Source organism: Agromyces sp. Soil535 (assembly GCF_001428255.1).
Classification (GTDB): Bacteria; Actinomycetota; Actinomycetes; order Actinomycetales; family Microbacteriaceae; genus Agromyces.
This window is the reverse complement of the sequence record NZ_LMRW01000023.1, coordinates 110,559-125,694: the sequence shown is the minus strand read 5'-3', so window position 1 is coordinate 125,694 and position 15,136 is coordinate 110,559. Positions and strand designations below refer to the sequence as shown.

11 protein-coding genes are annotated in these 15,136 nt (G+C 68.4%); 10 read left to right on the top strand and 1 reads right to left on the bottom strand.

The genetic code is table 11. The features are described from left to right. Positions 1–52 precede the first annotated feature (52 nt). Positions 53–2,623, top strand: a complete 2,571-nt coding sequence (locus tag ASG80_RS13590) for a DUF4062 domain-containing protein (protein ID WP_056731577.1) — start codon at positions 53–55, stop codon at positions 2,621–2,623. 433 nt (positions 2,624–3,056) lie between these two features. Here ASG80_RS13590 and ASG80_RS13585 read toward each other — a convergent pair whose 3' ends face one another. Next, complete coding sequence (locus ASG80_RS13585; protein ID WP_056731575.1) at positions 3,057–4,073, bottom strand: alpha/beta hydrolase; 1,017 nt, start codon at positions 4,071–4,073, stop codon at positions 3,057–3,059. A 162-nt stretch (positions 4,074–4,235) separates the two neighbouring features. Between ASG80_RS13585 and ASG80_RS13580 the strand changes: the two genes are divergently transcribed. From ASG80_RS13580 to ASG80_RS13540, 9 genes are read left to right on the top strand one after another with little or no spacing between them, the layout of a single operon-like run. Then, the gene (locus tag ASG80_RS13580) at positions 4,236–5,474 is read left to right on the top strand and encodes an amino acid ABC transporter substrate-binding protein (RefSeq protein ID WP_082590347.1); all 1,239 of its coding nucleotides are present in this window, start codon (positions 4,236–4,238) and stop codon (positions 5,472–5,474) included. 10 nt (positions 5,475–5,484) lie between these two features. Next, the gene (locus tag ASG80_RS13575; RefSeq protein WP_056731574.1) at positions 5,485–6,369 is read left to right on the top strand and encodes a branched-chain amino acid ABC transporter permease; all 885 of its coding nucleotides are present in this window, start codon (positions 5,485–5,487) and stop codon (positions 6,367–6,369) included. After that, the gene (locus ASG80_RS13570) at positions 6,366–8,231 is read left to right on the top strand and encodes an ATP-binding cassette domain-containing protein (RefSeq protein ID WP_082590343.1); all 1,866 of its coding nucleotides are present in this window, start codon (positions 6,366–6,368) and stop codon (positions 8,229–8,231) included. The genes ASG80_RS13575 and ASG80_RS13570 overlap by 4 nt, the downstream gene beginning before the upstream one ends. Positions 8,232–8,236: 5 nt before the next feature. After that, positions 8,237–8,962, top strand: coding sequence for an ABC transporter ATP-binding protein (locus ASG80_RS13565; RefSeq protein WP_200952572.1), 726 nt, complete (start codon positions 8,237–8,239; stop codon positions 8,960–8,962). Continuing rightward, positions 8,962–11,139 (top strand): malate synthase G, encoded by a 2,178-nt coding sequence (locus tag ASG80_RS13560; RefSeq protein ID WP_056731570.1) that lies wholly within the window; start codon positions 8,962–8,964, stop codon positions 11,137–11,139. The genes ASG80_RS13565 and ASG80_RS13560 overlap by 1 nt, the downstream gene beginning before the upstream one ends. Continuing rightward, positions 11,139–11,951 (top strand): HpcH/HpaI aldolase/citrate lyase family protein, encoded by an 813-nt coding sequence (locus ASG80_RS13555; RefSeq protein ID WP_056731568.1) that lies wholly within the window; start codon positions 11,139–11,141, stop codon positions 11,949–11,951. The genes ASG80_RS13560 and ASG80_RS13555 overlap by 1 nt, the downstream gene beginning before the upstream one ends. Then, positions 11,952–12,827, top strand: coding sequence for an amidohydrolase family protein (locus tag ASG80_RS13550; protein WP_056731566.1), 876 nt, complete (start codon positions 11,952–11,954; stop codon positions 12,825–12,827). Positions 12,828–12,836: 9 nt separating this feature from the next. Further along, on the top strand, positions 12,837–13,928 hold the full coding sequence (locus ASG80_RS13545) for a hypothetical protein (protein ID WP_056731564.1): 1,092 nt from the start codon (positions 12,837–12,839) through the stop codon (positions 13,926–13,928). A 2-nt stretch (positions 13,929–13,930) separates the two neighbouring features. Next, positions 13,931–15,130, top strand: a complete 1,200-nt coding sequence (locus tag ASG80_RS13540; RefSeq protein ID WP_056731562.1) for a DUF5624 domain-containing protein — start codon at positions 13,931–13,933, stop codon at positions 15,128–15,130. Positions 15,131–15,136 lie beyond the last annotated feature (6 nt).

Below are 15,136 nucleotides of genomic sequence, written 5' to 3'. Positions count from 1 at the left end.
CTTGTCGCGCTCGCAGGGCTAGACTGCTGCCAGTCAGCGGCCCTGGGACGTCATGGCGGTGCACACGACGGGGATCCGGACTCCCGATCAGCGGCTTCGAGTCTTCGTCAGCTCGACCCTTCGCGAACTCGCGGCAGAGCGCGCGGCGGCACGCGCCGCCATCGAACGCCTCATGCTGAGTCCCGTGATGTTCGAGACAGGCTCACGCCCTCATCCCCCGCGGGACCTCTACCGGGCCTATCTCGCGCAGAGCGACATCTTCGTCGGCATCTACGGAGCGAGTTACGGCTGGATCGCGCCGGGCGAGGAGATCTCCGGCCTCGAGGACGAGTACCGGCTGGCCGAGGGCAAGCCTCGACTCGTGTACCTCACCTCCTCGCACGGTCCGCGGGAGGAACGCCTCGACGCACTCATCGACCGCATCAGGGAACACGACGACGTCGCCTACGCGACGTTCCGCGACCCCGAGGAGCTGGGCGCGCTCGTGGCCCATGACCTCGCCCTGATGATCGGCGAACGGTTCGACCGGGCACACGCCGCCGATCCGGCCCCGACCGGCGACTCGCTCCCCGCTCCTCTCGACTCCTTCGTCGGCCGACAGCACGATCTCGATCTCCTCGAGTCCCTGCTTCGTGAGCGGCGCGATCGACTCGTCACGCTGACCGGGCCCGGCGGAGTGGGCAAGACCCGGCTCGCGGTGGCGGCGGCGTCCCGCGTTGCCGACGCGTACCCGGCGGGCGTGCGCTTCATCGATCTCGCGCCGCTCCACGACCCGGCGCCCGTGATCTCGGCGATCGCGGCGTCGCTCGGCGTCATCGACGTCGGCGACGGCCGCCTCGAGCACCGCGTCGCGTCGGCCATCGGCGACCGGGCCACGCTCCTCGTCGTCGACAACGTCGAGCACCTGCTCGAATCGACGCCGCAGGTCGCCCGGTTGCTCGTCGCCGCATCCGGTGCCGTCGTACTCGCAACGAGCCGAGTCGCCCTCGGGGCCGCCGGCGAGCGTCGTTTCGAGGTCAGACCGCTCGCGACGCGCGGCGACGGGGTGGATGCCACCGCCGTCGGTCCGGCCGAACGACTCTTCCTCGACCGTGCGCTCGCCGCCGGTGGCAGGGCGCTCAACGGAAGCGACCTCGCCGACGTCCGCGCCGTCTGCCGTGCGCTCGACGGACTGCCGCTCGCGATCGAGCTGGCGGCGGCACGCACCCGCCTGCTCACGCCGGCGGAGCTGCGCGAACGGCTCAGCGAGGGCATCGACGTGCTGCCCACCGCGGGCGCCGACCGTCCGGAGCGGCAGCGCACCCTCGCCCGCACGATCGACTGGAGCGTCGAGCTCCTCGACGACGACGCCCGCGCGGTGTTCGACGCGCTCGGCGTGTTCTCGGGCGGGTTCGACCTCGACGCCGCATCCGCCGTCGTGGGGCACGACGCCCTCGAAACCGTCGGACGGCTGGTCAACGCCAGTCTCGTGGTTCACGAGACCGCCGGCCGATCGAGCCGGTTCACGATGCTGAGCACCGTGCGAACAGCATCCCTGGATCGAGCGGCAGCACAGGGTCTCGCAGCGGAGCTGGCCGAGCGGCACGCGGCGCACTTCATTGCCGTCGCACGCCAGCAGGGCCCGTTGCTGTACGGCCCGGGCGGAGTCGACACCCTCTGGCGCCTCCGCGCCGATTACGAGAACCTGCGTGCCGCAGCGAGGACGCTTCTCGATCAGGGCCTGGCCGACCAACTCGGAGTGCTGGCCTGGCGGCTCTTCCCGTACTGGTGGGCCTCCGGACGGCAGGGCGAGGTGCGAGCCTGGATGCGGGAGCTGCTCGCGACCCGCCGGCTCGAGGGTCGGGCCCGTGCATCCGCGCTGTACTTCACCGGTTCGATCAGCTTCGGCGACGCCGACCGCACCGACCCGGTGCGCGAGCTGCGCGAAAGCGCCGAGGGGTTCCGTACCGCGCGCGACGTGCTCGGGGAAGCCTTCGCCCGCAACTCCCTCGCCCTCGCGCTCGCCGATCAGTCCGTCGGTGACCTCGCCGCGGCGGAGCGCGAGATCGCGCGCGCGTTCGAGCTCTTCCACACGCGGCGCCACCCATTGGGCGAGAGCCTCGCATTCGTCATCCACGACCAAATGCGGCTCACCGCCGGCGACCTCGACGAGGCGCACCGGAGCTTCGTCCGCGGGGACGAGATCGCCGCCGCCGGTCGGGACGAATTCAGCCGCGCGATGAGCGAGCACTTCGTCGGCGTCGCCGAGATGCTCGCCGGCGACGCTGAGACCGCCGAGCCCCGATTCCGGAACAGCCTCAGGCGCTCGGTGCGACTCTCCTACGCGGAGGGCATCGCCCACGCCCTCGAAGCCCTGTGCGCCGTCGCGGCCGGCCGGCAGGACGTCGAGCGGGCCGCCACGCTGCTTGGCGCGGCACGCGCCGCGCGCGGAATGAGCGGCGTGTACAACAGTCCGCCGCTGCTGGCCTTCGACCTCGCCGCCCGGCGCCTGGAGGCGGCCCACGACGACGATCCGATGTTCCTCGGGCGGGTGGCGGCGGGGGCGGATCTCGGCACGATCGGGGGTGCAGCGTACGCGCTCGACGAGGATCCGCGCGAATTCGGTAGGGCGGACGGGACTTGAACCCGTGACCGATGGAACTCCTCGGCCCGGACTCGCCGTGTCGGCCTGGCCCGGGATGCCTCGAACAGTATCGACGTGATCAGGAGTTCCTTGTCACGATCGTCACTGTCGAGTCTCGATGTTGCCCGGTGACCTCGACCGTGCTCGAGGCGCCTCGGGTCAAAAGTGTTGGATAGACGTGCGCGAATCAAGTCACCGACCGGGCCGGCCAGCCCTCCGTCAGGCGATCTGGATACGTTCGTCGCCGAGTCCGACCTCGATGCGGAGGAGCCCGCCGACGGCCTCGACGTAGCGGCGCAGCGTGTCGACCTGGGCGCGATTCATCCAGCGAGGTCAACCACTGGCATCGTCGTCGAGCTATACAGGCAGCGAGCGTGTGACTCTGATCCGTTCGCTGTCAGCCGCAGCATCGATCGCGCTGCCGACGCCTGCGTTACACGCCCCGACCGTGGACGGTGAAGCTTTGGGCGAGGAAGTCCGTCATGATCTTCAGCATCGATGCGGTCGTCCAGAACTTCTCCTCCCCGCCTTTGACCGCCAGGTCCCCATGCCCGGCGCCCGTGACGACGTACCGGGTGCTGTTGACTCCAGCCCGCAGGAGGGCCTGGTGCAGCAGTGCGGTCTGCACCGGCGAGATGATTCGATCGTCGCTGCCGTGGAAGATGAGGAACGGCGGTGTCGACGGATTCACGTGCGTCGCGGGGTCGGCGGCGATCACCGCTTCCGAGTCGTCATCGAGGGTCACGGCCCCGGGTCCGTGCACGTATCGGGCGATCGCGTTCCCGGGGGCGTAGACGGCGTCGATCGTCGCCCGGTCGAATCCGTCGGCGAGTCGACGCAGGTCGGACCCGCCGAACTTGTCGATGATCGCCTGGACCTCGGCGTTGCCATCCGGATCGAACCGGCGATCGCCGTTGGTGGCTCCGGCCAGCGCGACGAGGTACCCGCCCGCGGATTCACCCCAGAGCGCCACCCGCGTGGGATCGATGCGATACTCGTCGGCGTTCGCCCGCAAGAACCGAACGGCGGCCCTGACGTCCGCCAGTCCGTCCAGGTAGGTGGCCCCGTGCCGGGTAGTGCGGTACTCGATGCTCGCGACCACGTAGCCGGCGGCGGCGAGCACGCGGCGCATCCGCCGACCGGCTGCCTTGGGCGACCTGACGAATCCACCTCCCGGGACGAAGACCACGAGTGGGTGCGGACCCGGCGTCTCGGGAACAATGATGTCCATCCGCAGCACCAGCGGGGCGCCACCCTTCCCGGCCCCCTCATAGCTGACGAACGCGCGATTCCGGATCTCCCGCAGCCCTCGGACCCGGCCGATCTGACCGGCGGCATTCGCGGCGATCACGACGCAGTCCTCGGCGTCGTACGGCGCAGGCTGTTTCGAGACCGGCACGGGATGTCCACTCAGCGCGGCAACCTTCGTCATCAGGGTGGGGATGTTCATCTCGGCGGCCTCCGGGTCAGCGCACGCTCACGATCTGGATTCGAACGGCATCAGACGCCAGCTCGACAGTAGGTCGAGTATGCCGCACCTGCTCCGACATTGCTATCTTACACATATATCAGTAGAATACCGCTGGCACCTTTCAACGACGAAGGAGAGCACATGTCCCTGCACCACCGGCGCACCAGCGCCCGAATCCTGGCCGGAACCACAGCTCTTGCGGCCGCAGCAGTCCTCGCCGGCTGCACAGCTGGAGCAAGCGGCAACGAGTCGGACACCGATGACCCGATCCGCATCGGTGCTTCGCTGCCCCTGACCGGCCCGGTCGCCGATCGATCCGGCCCCGGCTACAACGGCTACGAGCTCTGGGCGGAACAGGTCAACGAAAGCGGCGGTCTTCTCGGACGGCCGGTCGAACTCGTCGTACTCGACGACGGATTCGATCAAGACCAGGTGGTATCCAACTACACCCGCCTGATCAGTCAAGATCGGGTCGACCTCCTACTCGGCACATTCTCATCGGCCCTGAACCTCCCCGCCTCCGCGGTCGCGGAGCGGAACGGCATGGTCTACGTCGAGCCGTCCGGCGGCGCACAGGAGATCTTCGAGCAGGGCTTCACACGTCTGTTCTTCGCGCAGCCCGGCACCTCGGAGACACTGCCCGACCGGTTCCTCGAGTGGGTCGAGTCGCTGCCCGAAGACGAGCGACCGGCCACCGCGGCATTCCTGACGCAGACCGACCCGAACACCGAGCCGGCCGTCCAGGGAATCCAGGACGGACTCGAGGCACTGGGAGTCGAAACGGTCTACGACGACTCCTACCCGGTCGAGCAGACCTCGTTCGACGCGGTCGCCGACGCCATCGGCAGAGCGGCACCGCAGGTACTGATCCACGGCGCAGTCGCCGAAGACGGCGCCTCGCTCGTGCAGGCCCTGCAGCGGGTCGGCTTCACCCCAGAGGTGCTGTTCCAGACCAACGCGCCGACGGACACGGTCAACTACCCCGATTCGATCGGCGCGGAGAACACCGAGGGGATCTTCACCCCGGTGAGCTGGACGCCGAGCGCCCAGTTCCCGGGCAGCCAGGAGTTCGTCGAGGCGTACGAGACGAAGTACGGCACCACGCCGAACGATGACGCATCGTCGTCGTTCGCCGCCGCACAGATCCTGCAGACCGCGGTCGAAGCGGTCGGCGAGATCGACCAGGACGGCATCGCCGAGTGGCTGCACGCCAACACCGTCGAGACCATCGCCGGACCGATGTCCTGGGACGAACGAGGCGTTCCGCAGGGCTCCCTGTCGCTCGCTCAGTGGCAAGACGGCCGACTCGTGATCGTGCTGCCGGAGGATGCCGCCGAGACCTCGAGCGTCGTCTACCCGAAGCCCGCATGGGTGGGATGAAGAAGCTCCCATGGGTCTCTTGCTCCAGACGCTGGTCTTCGGCGTACTCCTCGGCAGCGTCTACGCGCTCGCCTCGTCCGGCCTGTCACTCACCTACGGGGTGCTGCGGATCGTGAACCTCGTCCACGGCTCCCTGCTCATTGCCGGCGGGTACGTGACCTACACCCTCTGGTCATCCATCGGGCTCGACCCGATCGCGAGCGTGCCGCTGTCAGCCATCACCGTGGGGGCACTCGGCGGCCTGCTCTACCTGGCCTTCATCCGCCCGGCGATGCCGGGCGGCGAGGGAGGGACCATGATGGCCACGTTCGCCCTCATGATCGCCAGCCAGGGTGCCTTCGCGCTCATCTGGGGCAACACCCCGCTCACGGTCGCGGTGCCATACACACGGGCCTCGTTCACGATCGGTGAATTGAACATTCCGGAGGCGCAGCTCTACGCGGCGATCGTGGCGGTCCTCGTGCTCGTGGCGCTGCTCCTGCTGCTCCTGCGCACCGGGCTCGGACGGGCGATCCGGGCAGCAGCCGCCAACCCGGCGGGCGCACGCTTCGTCGGAATCGAAGTCGGCCGGATCAACGCGCTGACGTACACGATCGGCGCGGCCACCGCCGGCGCCGGCGGCGCCCTGGTGAGCCTGATCTATCCGCTCAGTCCCGACGCGTGGGCGCAGTGGCTCGGCCGAGGACTCGCCATCGTCGTGCTCGGCGGCCTCGGCAGCCTCGCCGGCACATTCATCGCAGCACTGATCCTCGGGATCCTCGAGACCTTCATCACGACGTACGTCTCCCTCAGCTGGACCGTCGTCGTACCTTACCTGGTGATCATCGTGGTGCTCATGGTCCGCCCGACCGGCATCCTGGGTCAGCGCGGTCGAACGGACGTGATCCACGCATGAGCATCGCAACCGCCACCCCGCCGACGAACGCCACGCCCCGCCGCCACTGGATCGCCATCGCCGGCGCCGCGCTCGTCATCGTCCTCCTCGCCATCGGCCCACTCACCTGGAGCGACCTCTACATCCAGAACGTGCTCATCCTGATCATGCTGCTGGCCATCATGGCCTCGACCTGGAACGTGATGGGCGGATTCACCGGATACATCTCCCTCGGCCACAGCGCCTTCCTCGGCGTCGGCGCGTACACGACAGCGGTCCTCGTCGTCCAACTCGGCATGCCATGGTGGGCGGGAATCGCCGCCTCGGCGGTCACCTCCGCGCTCCTGGCCGGATGCTTCGCACTCGCCACACGGCGCGCCCGCGGGCACGCATACATCATCGTCACCTTCGCCGCGCTCGAGCTCCTCAAAGTGCTCGCGATGAACCTGACCGCCATCACCAACGGCAACCATGGGCTGGTCATGCCGTTCCTGAGGGTGGACCCCGAGTACCAGCTCTGGCCGTACTACTTCGGCACACTGGCACTGCTGGTGCTCACGGTCGCGCTTGTGATCGTGATCCGTCGATCCAAGTTCGGAGCGGGACTGCTGAGCATCCGCGAGGATGAGGACAAAGCCGCCTCGGTGGGCATCCCGACCTCTCGCTACAAGCTCATCGCGCTCGTCCTGAGCGGCGTGCCGGTGGGGCTCGCCGGCGGCATCTACGCGTACTACATCGGCTTCGTCGAGCCACGCGGAATGTTCCTGATCGCGGTGAGCATGCAGATCGTGCTCGCCGTGCTCCTCGGCGGCCGCGGCACGATCGTCGGACCACTCCTGGGGGCGGCCATCGTCGAACCGCTCTCGCAGCTCACCAACTCACTGGTCGGGGGGGCCGACGGCGGCGCATGGAAGCTCGTGATCTTCGGCGCCATCCTTCTCGCCGTCATCCTGCTCCTGCCGCGGGGAATCATCCCCACGATCGGTGGCCTGCTCGGGAGACTTCGTCAGCGCACCGACGACGCACTGACCGGGCGGCGCTTCGACGACGAAGAGACGCTCCCGATCGGTGAGGCCCTTCGCAGGCTGGCGACCTCGGACCACGGCCGGACCCACGACCGGTCGCCAGACATCCTCGTCGTCGCAGGCCTCTCGAAACGCTACGGCGGCGTCACCGCGTTGGACGGGTGCTCCTTCGCCGTACCCCGCGGCTCGATCACAGCCTTGATCGGCCCCAACGGCTCGGGAAAGACCACCGCGTTCAACGTGATCGACGGGAGCCAGCGCGCCGACGACGGCACCGTGAGACTGAACGGCGAGCGCATCGACGGCCTCTCCCGCTGGGAGCACGCGTATCGAGGCGTCGGCCGCACCTTCCAGTCGACCCGCTTGTTCCCCGCGCTCACGGTCCGGGAGAACCTCGTCGCCCCGCTCCGCGAGTTCCGCTGGTCACGTCTGGCGAGTCCGGCCATGTCCGGTGTCGAACGGGAACGAGCCGAGGCCGCGATCGCCCTCGTCGGGCTCACGCGGTACCTCGACGTGCGCGCCGGCGATCTCTCCTACGGCCAGCAGAAGCTCGTCGAACTCGCCCAGGTCCTCGTGCTCGACCCCGACCTGGTGCTGCTTGACGAGCCCGCCAGCGGCATCAACCCGGCCCTCATCGATCGGATGACCGAGATCATCCTCGCGCTGCGCGATGCCGGCAAGACCGTCCTGATCGTCGAGCACAACATGCCCTTCGTGCTCGGATGCGCCGACGTGGTGCATGTCCTTGCCGCCGGACGACTCATCGCCAGCGGCTCTCCAGACGACATCCGTTCCAACCCGGTGGTGCTCGACGCATACCTCGGGGATTCCGAACCCGTGACCGGGGGTGCGAAGTGATCCGAATGAACAGCGTCAGCGCGGGCTACGGCGGCGGCCTGGTCCTCCGCGATGTGTCGCTCACCGTTGAAGCGGGCCGAGCGACCTGCATCGTCGGACCCAACGGCGCCGGAAAATCCACCATGCTCAAGGTCATCTGCGATGACCTCCGGCCGGTGTCCGGCACCATCGAGATCGACGGCGAGCAGGTCACCGGCATCGGGCCGGCAGCCGCGATCCGCCGCGGAGTCGTGATGATCCCCCAGACGAATGCGCTGTTTCCGGGAATGACCGTTCGGGAGAACATCCTGCTCGGCGGTCACGCCATACGGATCCGCGGGCGCGCAGCCCGCCAGCGGTTCGACGAACTGGCCGTGATGTTCCCGATCATCCGAGAGCGGGCATCGGCGCATGCCGGCCTGCTCTCCGGCGGACAGCGCCGGATGGTCGAGTTCGCCAGGGCGTTGATGAGTCGCCCCCGAGTCGTCCTCCTCGACGAACCCTCGATCGGGCTTGACCCCAAATCCCGGGAGACGCTCGCGGGCTCAGTCCGCGCGCTCGTTGAAGCGGGGACGACCGTCGTGCTCGTGGAGCAGAACGTCCGGTTCGGCCTCTCGCTCGCCGCGACCGGCGTGATCATGGAAAGCGGGCGCTTCGTCGCCAGCGGCCCCGCCGACCGCCTCCTCGATGACCCTGGCCTGCGCGCCGTGTTCCTGGGTGGTCACGCCGCATCCACCACCGAGGAGCACTGATGATCGAACACCGCATCCGAGCCGGACTCAGCGTCGACGCGCGACTCGACGACTTCGTCTCCGACGAACTGCTGCCCGCCGCCGGCATCGACCCCGACACGTTCTGGACCGGTACCGCCAACGTCGTCGCGGAGTTCCGGCCGCGGATCGAAGCCGCGCTCCAGCACCGTGATGCCCTTCAGGCGCAGCTCGATGGATGGCATCGCAAGCACCCAGGCCCGATCGCCGATCTGGACGGCTACGTCGAGTTCCTGGAGGAGATCGGGTACCTCCTGCCCGAGCCGGATGCCGCCGACACCCGGATCCCCGCGAACCGCGTCGACGAGGAGATCTCGAAGATCGCCGGCCCGCAACTGGTGGTGCCGCTCACGAACGACCGCTTCGCGGCGAATGCCGCGAACGCACGGTGGGGCTCCCTCTACGACGCGCTGTACGGCACCGACGCGATCCCACGCGAGGGAACCCTCGCACCCGGTTCGTCGTTCAATCCCGCCCGCGGTGCGGCCGTGATCGCCTGGGCCCGTCGCCTCCTCGACGACGCAGCCCCGTTGGAGCGCGGATCCCACGCCGACGCGACCGCCTACGCGGTGGTCGACTCCACGCTGCACGTCTCACTCCCCGACGGCCCCACCACGGCGCTGCGCGCTCCACACCAGTTCGTCGGCTATCGCGGAGACCCCGCGACCCCCACCGCGATCCTGCTGGCCAACCGCGGGCTGCATCTCGAGATCCTCATCGACCGTGAGGACCCGATCGGCGCTTCCGATGCCGCGGGCGTGCGCGATGTCGTGCTGGAGTCCGCGGTCACGACGATCATGGACCTCGAGGACGCGGCATCCGCGGTCGACGCCGCCGACAAGGTAGGCGCGTACCGCCACTGGCTGGGGCTCATGACCGGCACGCTCGAAGCCGCCGTCCAGAAGGACGGGCACAGGTTCATGCGGGTGCTCGAGCCCGACCGCCCGCACACTGGGGCCGACGGGGAGCCCGCGGTCCTGCCCGGCCGGTCACTGCAGTTCATCCGCCACGTCGGGCACGCGATGTTCATCGACGCGGTGCTCGACCCCGACGGCAGGCCGATCCCGGAAGGCGTGCTCGACGCGATGATCACCGTGGCGGCCGCGCTCCCCGACCTGCACGCCCGGTCAAGACTGCGGAACTCACGGACTGGGTCGATGTACATCGTCAAGCCCAAGATGCACGGCCCCGACGAAGTTGCCCTGACCGTCGACCTGTTCGCCGCGGTCGAGCGGGTGTTCGGACTCCCCGAACGCACCCTCAAGCTCGGCATCATGGACGAGGAACGACGAACCACTCTCAACCTCGCCGCATGCGTCGCCGTGGCGCGCGACCGCGTCGTCTTCATCAACACCGGATTCCTCGACCGAACTGGCGACGAGATCCACACGTCCTCCGTCGCCGGCCCGTTCCCCCGCAAGGCGCAACTGCGAACCCACCCGTTCATCTCCGCCTATGAGGACCACAACGTCGATGTCGGCCTCGCGGCGGGGTTCGGCGGTCGTGCGCAGATCGGCAAGGGGATGTGGGCGATGCCCGACCTCATGGCCGCGATGCTCGATCAGAAGGCCGCCCAGCTTCGCGCCGGCGCCAGCACCGCCTGGGTTCCGTCACCGACGGCGGCCACGCTTCACGCGACGCATTACCACCGAACGGATGTCGCCGCGGTGCAGCGTGAACTCGCCGGGCGGGCACGCCGAGGCATCCGCCCGATTCTCGAACCCCCGATCGCCGTCGCCGATACCTACACCGCAGACGAGCGACTGGCCGAGCTGAACGACAACGTGCAGTCCATCCTCGGCTACGTCGTGCGGTGGATCGACCAGGGCATCGGATGCTCCAAGGTCCCCGACCTCTCGGACACCGCGCTGATGGAGGACCGGGCAACCCTGCGGATCTCGAGCCAGCTGCTCAGGAACTGGCTCGAGCACGGCCTGATCGATCGGGACGACGTGACCGCAAGCATGGATCGGATCGCGCCACGAGTCGACGCACAGAATGCGGACGACCCGGCATACCGCTCGCTCGGCAGCTCCGAGGCACCCACCCTCGCGTACCGTGCGGCCCGGGATCTCATCCTGGAAGCGGCCGAGCGGCCGAATGGCTATACCGAGCCGGTGCTGCACGGTTATCGGCGCCGGGCGAAGGCGGCATCGTGATGGCGTCGACCGCAGGTGAGCCGCGCCTGGTCGCCGAGCTCCGCGCCGGGCGCCCGCAGCTCGTGCTCGGCGTCCGCATCTCCCGCAGCACCGACGTGGTCCGCATCGCGAAGTCGACCGGGCACCACGGGATCATGATCGACCTGGAGCATTCGACCATGTCGATCGACACCGCGGCGACGCTCTGCGCAACGGCTGACGACCTCGGGCTGACGGCATTCGCTCGGGTTCCCGAGAACGACTACGGGGTGATCGGCCGACTGCTCGACGGCGGCGCGCACGGCATCGTCGTGCCGCGGGTCGAGACCGCCGCGCAGGCCGAACTCCTCGCCGGCGCGTGCCGATTCCCACCGCGCGGTCATCGCTCGCAGACGGCGCAGTTGCCCCAACTGGGAATGGTACCGACGCGGTCCATCGAGCTCGCGCCGGTCGTCGACCGGGGCACGATCGTCAAGGTGCTGCTCGAGTCGCCTCGCGGAATCGAGAACGCCGCCGCCATCGCGGCCGTCGACGGCATCGACATCGTCGGTATCGGGGCGAACGACCTCACCGCAGAGCTCGGAATCCCCGGCCGCTACGACGACCCTCGCGTGAAGGGCGCTGCACGGGAGGTTGCGTCGGCTGTCGCGTCGACTGGGAAGCTCGGAATGATCGGCGGCATCTCGGACACCCGCGTGCTCGCCGAGTATCTGGACATGGGGTTCGCGCCGTTCCTGCTCACCGGCACCGATTCCGACCTCTTGTTCGAGGGTGCGAAGACCCGGGTTGAACGGTGGCTCGGCTGGTACGACTCAATGAGCCAGGAGGCCTGAATGGACCTGCCCTTCGCCGTCACGACGCCGATGCGCTCGGCCGACACGTACTCCAGGCCCGGTTTCACACTCCCCGCGGGCACGTGCGACAGCCACTTCCACGTCTTCGAGGCCGGCTATCCTCACGTTCCGGATCCGCAATACACGTTTCCCGAGGGAACCCTGGACCAGTACCTCGCGATGACCGAAGTGCTGGGCATCGACCGCATGGTGCTCGTGCAACCGACGTACTACGGCGACGACAATTCGCTCACCCTCGACACACTGGCCCGGCTCGGCGACCGTGCACGTGGTGTCGTGCGGTTGCCCGACGACACCGACTCGGCAACCTTGGACGAGTACGACCGGGCCGGGGTCCGCGCAATACGCCTCGACTTGTTCGCACGGCGATCGTTGCCCTTGGCGGAGATCGAGGCCTACATCACACGAATGGCCGGGCTCGCCACATCCCTCGACTGGCATCTGCAGTTCTACGCCCCTGGCTCGGTCATCCGTGAATTGCTGCCGTTCCTCGCCGGCCTCGAGGTGCGCTTCGTCATCGACCACATGGGCTACATGCGGAAGTCGGATGGGTTCGTCGACGAGGACTTCACCAACCTCCTCGGGCTGCTCCACGCCGGCAACTGCTGGATCAAGCTGACCGGCCCGTACCGTGTCGCGGGCGACGAGCCGCTCTCGAGCGTCGCGTCGTTGGGGCGGGCACTCGTGGCGGCCCGCGCCGACCGGCTACTCTGGGGCACCGATTGGCCGCACCTCCCCGACGGGCAGCGCGACACAGGCGAGCTTCTCCGTCTACTCGCCGACTGGGCACCGGATGCCGCGGATCGCGAGTGGATCCTCGTGAGGTCACCCGACCTGCTGTTCTTCGGGCGCTAGGAGGAGATCATGGCGTTGCTGACCGAGATCCAGCGCATTCCGACCACCGGCGCTCGAGCGGTCAGCGCCTTCACCCACGCCGGGCAGCACTGGCTCGCCATCCCACAGCTCGCCGCCGACGCGGCCGGAAGCCCGCCTGGGATCAACGGCGGAAGCTCGGACACCGAGGTGCTGCTCCTCCGCGACACCCCGAACGGCTTCGCGCCCGTCGGAACGCTCCCCGTCGGCGGCGGCGAGGACGCAGAGGCGTTCGAACTGGACGGCCGGTCGTTTCTCGCCGTCGCCTCCATCCGGAGCGGGTCCGGACCGTACGACTTCGCGACCCGGTCGCCGATCTTCGTCTCGGAAGGCGGCGGCTTCGTCCCGTTCCAGAGCGTGGACAGCTTCGCCGCGAAGCAGTGGCGATTCTTTCGTGCGGGCGGGTCGGCGTTCCTCGGACTGGCCCAGAATCTTCCTTCGGGCGACGGGTCGAGCCTGGTGCTGCATTGGGACGGAACGCGGTTCGCACCGTTCCAGGAGATCGCGTCGAAGGCCGGATACAACTTCGCCGCCTTCGACATCGATGGCGACACCTACCTCGCCCACGCCGACCACGTGCTCCCGACCCGCCTCTACCGATTCGACGGCGATCGCTTCGTCGAACACCAGTCGCTCCTCCCTGCCGGCGGCCGGGCATTCCAGCTCATCGAGGACGGCGCCGTGCGCTATCTAGCCGTAGCGCGGATCGATGGCGACTCGGTGCTGCTGCGCTGGAACGGCACGGAGTTCGTGCCGCACGACACCCTGCCGGGCGGACCGGGCGGCAGGGAGTTCGCATGGGTGGAGACACCGCGCGGCCGGTATCTGGTCAGAGTCGACTTCATCTACGGCACCCCCGCCGAACCGCAGCCGGACCTTCGCTCCCACATCTACCGCTACGAGGGCGGGCGCCTGGAGACGGTCGCGCGATTCCGCACTACCGGTGGCACCGACGTCACCGTGCTCCCCGGGGACGGGATCCGCATCGCGGTCTCGAACGGGCTGTCCGCGGCACCGGAACCGGGTGCCACCTTCGCGGCGGAGACGGTCGTCTACGGATTCGACGACTCGGAAGGAGACTGAACATGTACGAGAGTCCCGAACTCCGACGCCTCTTCTCGACCTACAGCAACTCGAAGACGCCCGGACGCGAATCGATCGCGGATCACCTCTCAACACTGTCGATGGCAGAGCACCGCGACGACACGCTCATCGTCGCCACCGCGACCGACCTCGCCGTGTACCCGGGCGGGGGCGCTCCGCCTCAGGTGCAGGGATTCCGGATCAATATCCCGGGATTCACCGAACTGACCGCGATCTCGCACCTCGGACCGGCGATCGCGAGCATCGTCGCGATCTCATTGCGCGGTGAGGACGAGCTGTGGCGCCGCGACGCGCAGCGACTTATCGACGACACCAGGCGCGTACGAGCCGCCGATGGCACACAGCTCTGGCAGGAATCACTCGAGATCACGGCCTTCGAAGGTCGCGAAGAACGCATCGCGGCGATGGTCGACTATGCGTGCGCGATCTCGGAGCGCTACCTCGTGCGCGCACTCGCGGAGCCCGGATACCTGAGCCCGGCGACGCTCCGCGACGATCTGCTCGACGGTCGGTCGACCGGGCTCCCGGTTTCAATGAACAGGATCATGATCGCCACGTTCGCCTTGTATGCACTGGACTTCACCCACCGGCTCGTGAACTGGCTCGACGAGATCCGCGTGGACTGGGATCGCACCCTGTTCGCGATCACCGGCCGCCAGGGCCGCCCCACCGCCGGCACCTCGAAGGCGACGACGAATCTCGCCCGCATCATGCACCTGGTGTCGGGTGGTCGCCTCTCCGTCGACCGCATCTTCGTTGCCCCGACCATGCCTGGATTCGAGACCCCGCGCGACGGCGATCTCTCGGAGGTGGTCGCGGCCGAGGAGCCCATCCGGTGGCAACTCGCACGCGTGATGTCCTCGGCGGAGCTCGCCCCGATCATGTACGACGGGTATCCACGATTCGCTGAGCCCGGCCTCTACGGTCCCGACCTTCACGTCGGCGCGAGCTCGGTGACCGAGATGCCGCGGATCCACGGACCAGATGACTGGCTGACGATGTTCACCCGCCTCCGGCTGACGCTGGAGGATCCGCGACAGCTGCTTGCGGCAGGGGTGACGGACTTCGTTGCTGAACAACTGCTCGAGGCCGGCAACGATCCGATGGCCGTAACGGTGCCCGGTCTTGACGGCGAACCATACCCGCCAGTCGCCCTCGCGGCTCCAGAACAGCGACAGTAGGCTGGG